Source organism: Bacillus sp. ISL-47 (assembly GCF_018613175.1).
Classification (GTDB): domain Bacteria; phylum Bacillota; class Bacilli; order Bacillales; family Cytobacillaceae; genus Cytobacillus.
On record NZ_JAGGQS010000021.1, the window covers coordinates 43,284 to 49,283 of the forward strand.

5 protein-coding genes and 1 pseudogene are annotated in these 6,000 nt (G+C 37.6%); 1 reads left to right on the top strand and 5 read right to left on the bottom strand.

The features are described from left to right. Positions 1 to 108: 108 nt before the first annotated feature. A pseudogene (locus J7I93_RS08450) lies at positions 109 to 1,569 on the top strand (IS1182 family transposase). A 137-nt stretch (positions 1,570 to 1,706) separates the two neighbouring features. Here J7I93_RS08450 and J7I93_RS08455 read toward each other — a convergent pair. The 5 genes from J7I93_RS08455 to J7I93_RS08475 all read right to left on the bottom strand — a co-directional run. Then, the gene (locus J7I93_RS08455; protein ID WP_214725206.1) at positions 1,707 to 2,426 is read right to left on the bottom strand and encodes a YebC/PmpR family DNA-binding transcriptional regulator; all 720 of its coding nucleotides are present in this window, start codon (positions 2,424 to 2,426) and stop codon (positions 1,707 to 1,709) included. Positions 2,427 to 2,659: 233 nt separating this feature from the next. Then, positions 2,660 to 3,928 carry an MFS transporter gene (locus J7I93_RS08460; RefSeq protein ID WP_214725208.1) on the bottom strand — a complete coding sequence of 423 codons (1,269 nt, stop codon included), beginning with the start codon at positions 3,926 to 3,928 and terminating at the stop codon, positions 2,660 to 2,662. A 151-nt stretch (positions 3,929 to 4,079) separates the two neighbouring features. After that, on the bottom strand, positions 4,080 to 4,454 hold the full coding sequence (locus J7I93_RS08465) for a hypothetical protein (RefSeq protein WP_214725210.1): 375 nt from the start codon (positions 4,452 to 4,454) through the stop codon (positions 4,080 to 4,082). Positions 4,455 to 4,575: 121 nt separating this feature from the next. Then, positions 4,576 to 5,526: a Gfo/Idh/MocA family protein gene (locus J7I93_RS08470; protein ID WP_214988012.1), complete on the bottom strand. Its 951-nt coding sequence runs from the start codon at positions 5,524 to 5,526 to the stop codon at positions 4,576 to 4,578. Positions 5,527 to 5,693: 167 nt separating this feature from the next. Beyond that, the coding region (locus J7I93_RS08475; RefSeq protein WP_285289068.1) for a group II intron maturase-specific domain-containing protein at positions 5,694 to 6,000 on the bottom strand (307 nt) is incomplete at its 5' end.

Genomic DNA, 6,000 nt, shown 5'->3' on the forward strand with positions numbered 1-6,000 from the left:
GAAAAAGTCCAATATTTATAAAAGGCAGTTGAAAGTTCTATCAAATGAACTTTCAACTGCCTTTTTACTTTATAATATGTTTATCAAAAGTGTGTAGGTGGTATTCAAGTGATCTCAAATCAAGAATCTCTCAACTTCAGCCCATTCATGGCTTTATACGATATTGTTGTACCAAAAGATAATATGCTTCGAAAAATTAATGACCTTGTGGATTTTACTTTTATTCTTGAAGAATTGAAAACAAAATACTGTTTTGAAAATGGTCGTAATGCAATTTCGCCAATTCGTATGTTCAAATATTTACTTCTTAAATCAATCTATGATTTGTCAGATGTAGATGTTGTGGAACGTTCCAAATACGATATGTCATTTAAATATTTTCTCGATATGTCTCCAGAGGATTCTGTAATTGACCCAAGTTCATTAACGAAATTTCGAAAACTTCGTCTAAAAGATGTAGGTTTATTAGATATGCTAATTGGGAAAACCGTTGAGATAGCTCTAGAAAAAGAGATCATTAAGAGTAAAACAATTATCGTGGATGCAACACATACGAAAGCACGTTATAACCAAAAAACTCCGAAAGAGTTTTTACAAGAGAAATCAAAAAATGTCCGTAAAGCAGTATATCAAGTAGATGATTCAATGAAAGAAAAGTTTCCGCCAAAAACGACTTCTAACGAAGTAAACGATGAATTGGATTATTGTCGTCAAGTCATTACGGTTATTGAGACTAAGCCACAAATTGCTGAGATTCCGGCTGTCAAAGAAAAATTAAATGTATTAAAAGAAGTTGTCGAAGATTATGCAGAACAACTAAGCTTTTCAAATGATCCAGATGCGCGAGTCGGACACAAAACAGCTGATTCTTCATTCTTTGGATTTAAAACACATTTAGCTATGAGTGATGAGCGAATTATTACAGCTGCGGTTGTTACTACTGGAGAGAAAAGTGATGGAAAATACTTAAAAGACCTAATTGAGAAAAGTAAAAAAGCAGGGATGAATATTGATAGAATCATTGGTGATACAGCTTATTCGGAAAAAGATAATATTCAGTATGCAAAAAAAGAATAATTTCAACTAGTATCTAAACTACATCCTCAAATCACACAAGGTGTACGAGCGAAAGAAGACGAGTTTGAGTTTAATAAGGATGCAGGTATGTATGTTTGTAAATCAGGTCACATGGCAATACGTAAAGCGCGAACTGGCAAGAAAAATCAAGGCGCAAATCAAAGTGACACTTATTACTTTGATATAAAAAAATGTAAAGTATGCCCGTTGCGTGATGGCTGTTATAAAGAGGGGGCAAAAAGTAAAACATATTCTGTTTCAATCAAATCCACCGAACACAAGGATCAAGAAAAATTTCAAAACAGTGAAGAGTTTAAAGAATTTGCACGCTCTCGTTATAAAATTGAAGCAAAAAATAGTGAGTTAAAACATAGACACGGGTATGAAACGGCATCATCTGCGGGTCTAATTGGGATGGAGATTCAAGGAGCCACTGCGATATTTGCAGTTAATCTCAAGCGAATCCTAAAACTCCTTAATGAAAAAGAATAAAAGAGAAACGGAAAAAGGCAATTTACCGTCTAAAAAACAGACGGCAAATTGCCTTTTTTGTATTGAACTGAGATTCGAGAATAAAAAACGTAAGTTTTTCAGTGGCCTCCATTTAATGTGGACTCCTTTCTTAATTCTTATTCACCTAGGTCAACATTATGGTAAACCCGTTGAACATCTTCCAGATCTTCCAGCGCATCAATCAGCTTTTCGAATTGAGCTTGTGCTTCAGAATCCAGTGTTACTTCATTTTGAGGAAGCATCGTTAATTCTGCAACCGTAAACTCTGTAATGCCTTGTTCTTTAAAGGCTTCCTGAATAGCATGAAATTGATCCGGCTCCGCGTAGACGATTACAGTATCATCTTCTTCTAAAATATCACGTGCATCCACGTCTGCTTCCATTAAGATTTCAAGCACTTCCTCTTCGGATCTGCCTTCAATGCCAATTACAGCTGTTGAATCGAACATGTATGCTACTGAACCGCTCACTCCCATATTCCCGCCATTTTTACCAAATGCAGCACGTACATTGGAAGCGGTACGGTTTACGTTATTTGTCAGCGCATCAACAATAATCATAGAACCGCTTGGCCCAAATCCTTCGTAACGAAGCTCGTCATAATTTTCTTCTGCTCCGCCCTTAGCTTTTTCAATCGCACGATCAATGATATTTCTTGGCACATTATATGTTTTTGCACGCTCAAGTACAAATTTTAAAGCCTGGTTTGCTTCAGGATCAGGCTCGCCCTGTTTGGCTACTACATAAATTTCAAGTGCGAACTTGGAATAAACACGACTTGTATTTGCATCCTTTGAAGCTTTTTTTTCTTTAATGTTGTTCCATTTACGGCCCATATGTCCCACTCTCTTTCAACTTTGGATCTATAAATAATATGTAATGGAGTCCTTCTCCACTGAAGAACTTATACCCCATTATTATACATGAAGTGATGGGACTTTTTCGAGTATATACTTTATTTCCATTTAAACACAGGACCCGAACCCCCGTTCGCTGGGGCTCTTGAATAGAGATAAACAGTCAAGTTTAGTAGAGCCAAAAGAAAAAACCAATACAATATGTATTGACCCTATCCTTTTGGCAAATTTTTGGCATAAATAAACGCAGCTGGCAATGTTTTCAATTTGTTTCTTTTCAAGTATAGGTACAATATAAAGAAAACTCCGGCACTTGATCCCCTTAGTATCGTTGATACGAGCATCGCTATATCGATGCTCGTTTGCTCCAGGAGATAGACGCCGAATTGCGGGGCAACAAAGGCAACCAGTGCGAGCAAAATATTATAATTGGAAATAAAAACACTCCTCTTCTCTTCCTCAGTTACCTCCAATAGCTGGTTAAACAGGATAAGAACTGTACCAGACACAAACAGTCCGCTAAAGCCGTTCACTAAAACAAGATAGATCATATTCGGTGAAAGGATTGTTAAAACAGGTGCGCTTGCCATTCCAGCAGAGACAAGGACCATCATTTTTGCATTGCTATGTTTATCAGCCATTCTCCCCCACCATTTGTAGCTGACAATTTGCGCGAGCTGGTTTGCTACAGTAAATAAACTGATCCATAGTGCTGTTGCTCCTGCATATTTAATCTGATAGATGCTAAATAATGACCAGGCCATTTGCCAGCCAAAGTTGAAAAAGAGGCTGCAAAGCAAAAAGTAGAGAAAAGGCTTATGCTTAAAAACCTCCAGCCCCAAGGATAATCGCTTGTTCTCACTCTTCTTTTCCTTTTTCTCTTCTTTATGCTTCAGCAAATAGTAAACTTCTATTAAGCCGAAAAGAAACGCTGAGATAAACAACACTTGAAAAGGGAAAGGGTTTATTTTATCAAATTGCTGGAGAAGAAGACCTATCAAAAGTGTTGAAAACATACCCACAATCGTAAGGATTTTATTTCGTTGGCTAAAGAATCCGCTTCTCCGTTCATCAGGGATCAGATCACCAATAAAACTCTGCCAGCTCAAATTCGCGAAGGATCCCGGCAGATTCATAAAGCCAACAAGAAGAACAAAAGTCCAGCCTCTATATTCAGCAGGTAAATACATAATGAAAAACATGAGGAATAAAAAGAGCCTTGCCGCCAAGAAAGAATACGCTGTGAATCTTTTCTTCTCTTCCAGTCGATTTATTATCAGGGATCCTATCACCATAGCAAACATGCCTATAAACTGCGGTAAAGAACTGATCAGCCCTATTTGAAAATTTGTTGCCCCAAGCACACTGATGGCAAACAGCGGAAAATAATTATTACTAATATTTAATACAATGGTTGTAGCAATTCCATTTCGGATACTGAGCTTCTCATTCTGCTTTGTTTCACTAAGCGGCAGTGCCATCGGTCATCTTCCTTCACGATATAGATCATTCTATTTCGACACACTAAATATTCTTAAGTAATCATAATCCCGTACTCCTTTTTTGGCAATACTTTTATGAAAAATTTTCAAAATAAAAACCTCTATTAAAGAGGTTTGCTGAGTGCATTATTTAGACTGCTTTCGTTGAGGATTTCCCTTCTATCATGAGAATGGCTTCTTCATTCTTAGCTATCTTTGTTAACTGAGCATCAAGTCGCTGGTGAATTTGAGTAATTTCTTCACTTAACATTTGCTTTAAAGTAGTTTCTTTAATAATCTCCAAAAAATCCTTCATTTCTTCTCTTTGGAAAGAATCCAGTTTTTCAACTATTTCTTTTATGTCTGTAAGATCGATCTGGTTAACCATTACTCGGTGTTCAATGCTATCAACTTTTTCTAGTCGGTCCAACCTGTGTTCAAGTATCTTTACATTTTTATCGATTTGGATCAGTTGATTCTTAATCTCTTTGTTGCTTTCCAGCAGCTGCTTCAATAGCTCCTCCATAATATCTCTCCTCGTCTTTTGTTAGACCAATTTTATCACCTTCGTTCTTTTTAATGCTGTGAATATTTCGTTACAAATGTATTGAAATGGAAAATAACAAAAAAGAGACACAAAAGTGCCTCTATTTCGCCTTTATTAATGCCTCTAATACTTTCTGAACCCCAAATCCCTCTTTAAAAGATACAAGCTTTGCAGAATCACCTTTAATTGCTTTGAGCAACTCTTCAGCTAGGCTATTTTTTTCAGCTGCCTCTAGTGAGATGGGTTCCCCGTTGTCTGCGGCCGTACTCTGTGAAAGAATGCCCCAATTCAACATATCCAATGTTCCTTTGTCGCCGAAGACTTTAAATGAAAGATGCTCTTTCTGACCAATATCAGCTATTCCGTTAAAGAGAACAGGAATATTCCCCGGGAGCTTCATAGAACTGATAAAGCTTGTTTCGCACAAATGTTCATCCTCAGGATATTCAACAAAAGAATGAATATCGCCCATCTCCCCAAATACTTCGTGTATCATTTGAATAAAGTGGGGAGCTACTTCCCGGATAAAACCTCCCTGCTCTCTGCTTGAAATCCATTCATTTTTCTGCCAAGAACGGGGCCAATGGGTAAAATGCAAATGAAGTTCAATTTTTTTGATTTTTCCCAGCTCTCCACTTTGTATCTTTTCTTTAAATACCTGAAAGGCCTGGCTATATACCATAGGAAAGTTCATGGCATGGATAATATCGGCGCGTTCAGCTGCTTCATACATTTCCTTCGCTTCCGCAACCGAATTTGCAAGTGGCTTTTCACATAGCAAATTTTTTCTGCTTCTAATTATATCCATCGCAATTGCGTGGTGGAACTTAGGCGGAACCCCTAAGTAGATGAGATCAATCGTCTCATCTTGAAGCAGGTCCAAATGATCCGTATACATCGCTGCAGCCGGTAGCTCAACTTTAAGTTTGTTTAAACGTTCTTCGTTTCGATCACATAGAGCCGCAATTTCGATTTCTTCATGCTGCTGAAATTGGCGCAAAATCCTTTCTCCTACCGCTCCCATTCCTATTAAACCAACTTTAACTTTCAAGATCCTTCACCTGCTTATATAGATTCATAGCACACAAGAGAATTATACAATTTATTTAAAAAATGCTAAAGTTATATATTTTTTAAACTTTAAATCGAGTAGGAGGGGGTGACTAACCCCCGACCTCTCACACCACCGTACGTACCGTTCGGTATACGGCGGTTCAATTAAGTGTGACGCAGAACTTCATATCGTTGATAAAGACTTTTGAGCCCTCGATTACTCCAGTAGGAGTTATCGAGGGTTTTGTGTAGGATTGGACTTGAGGCTATCCTCCAAAATTTCTTTCTGGAGTTTCCCCATTCGTATGCCTTTTGGTCTGGAACACCTAGATCCTTAAGTTTTCTTACTCTTGTCTTCGGGTTCTTCCATTGTTTCCATTCAATCATACGGAGTCTTCTTCTAATCCATTCATCAAATTCTTTGAATTTACTTGGTGTGTCAGCTAATGCGAAATATCCACACCATCCAGTT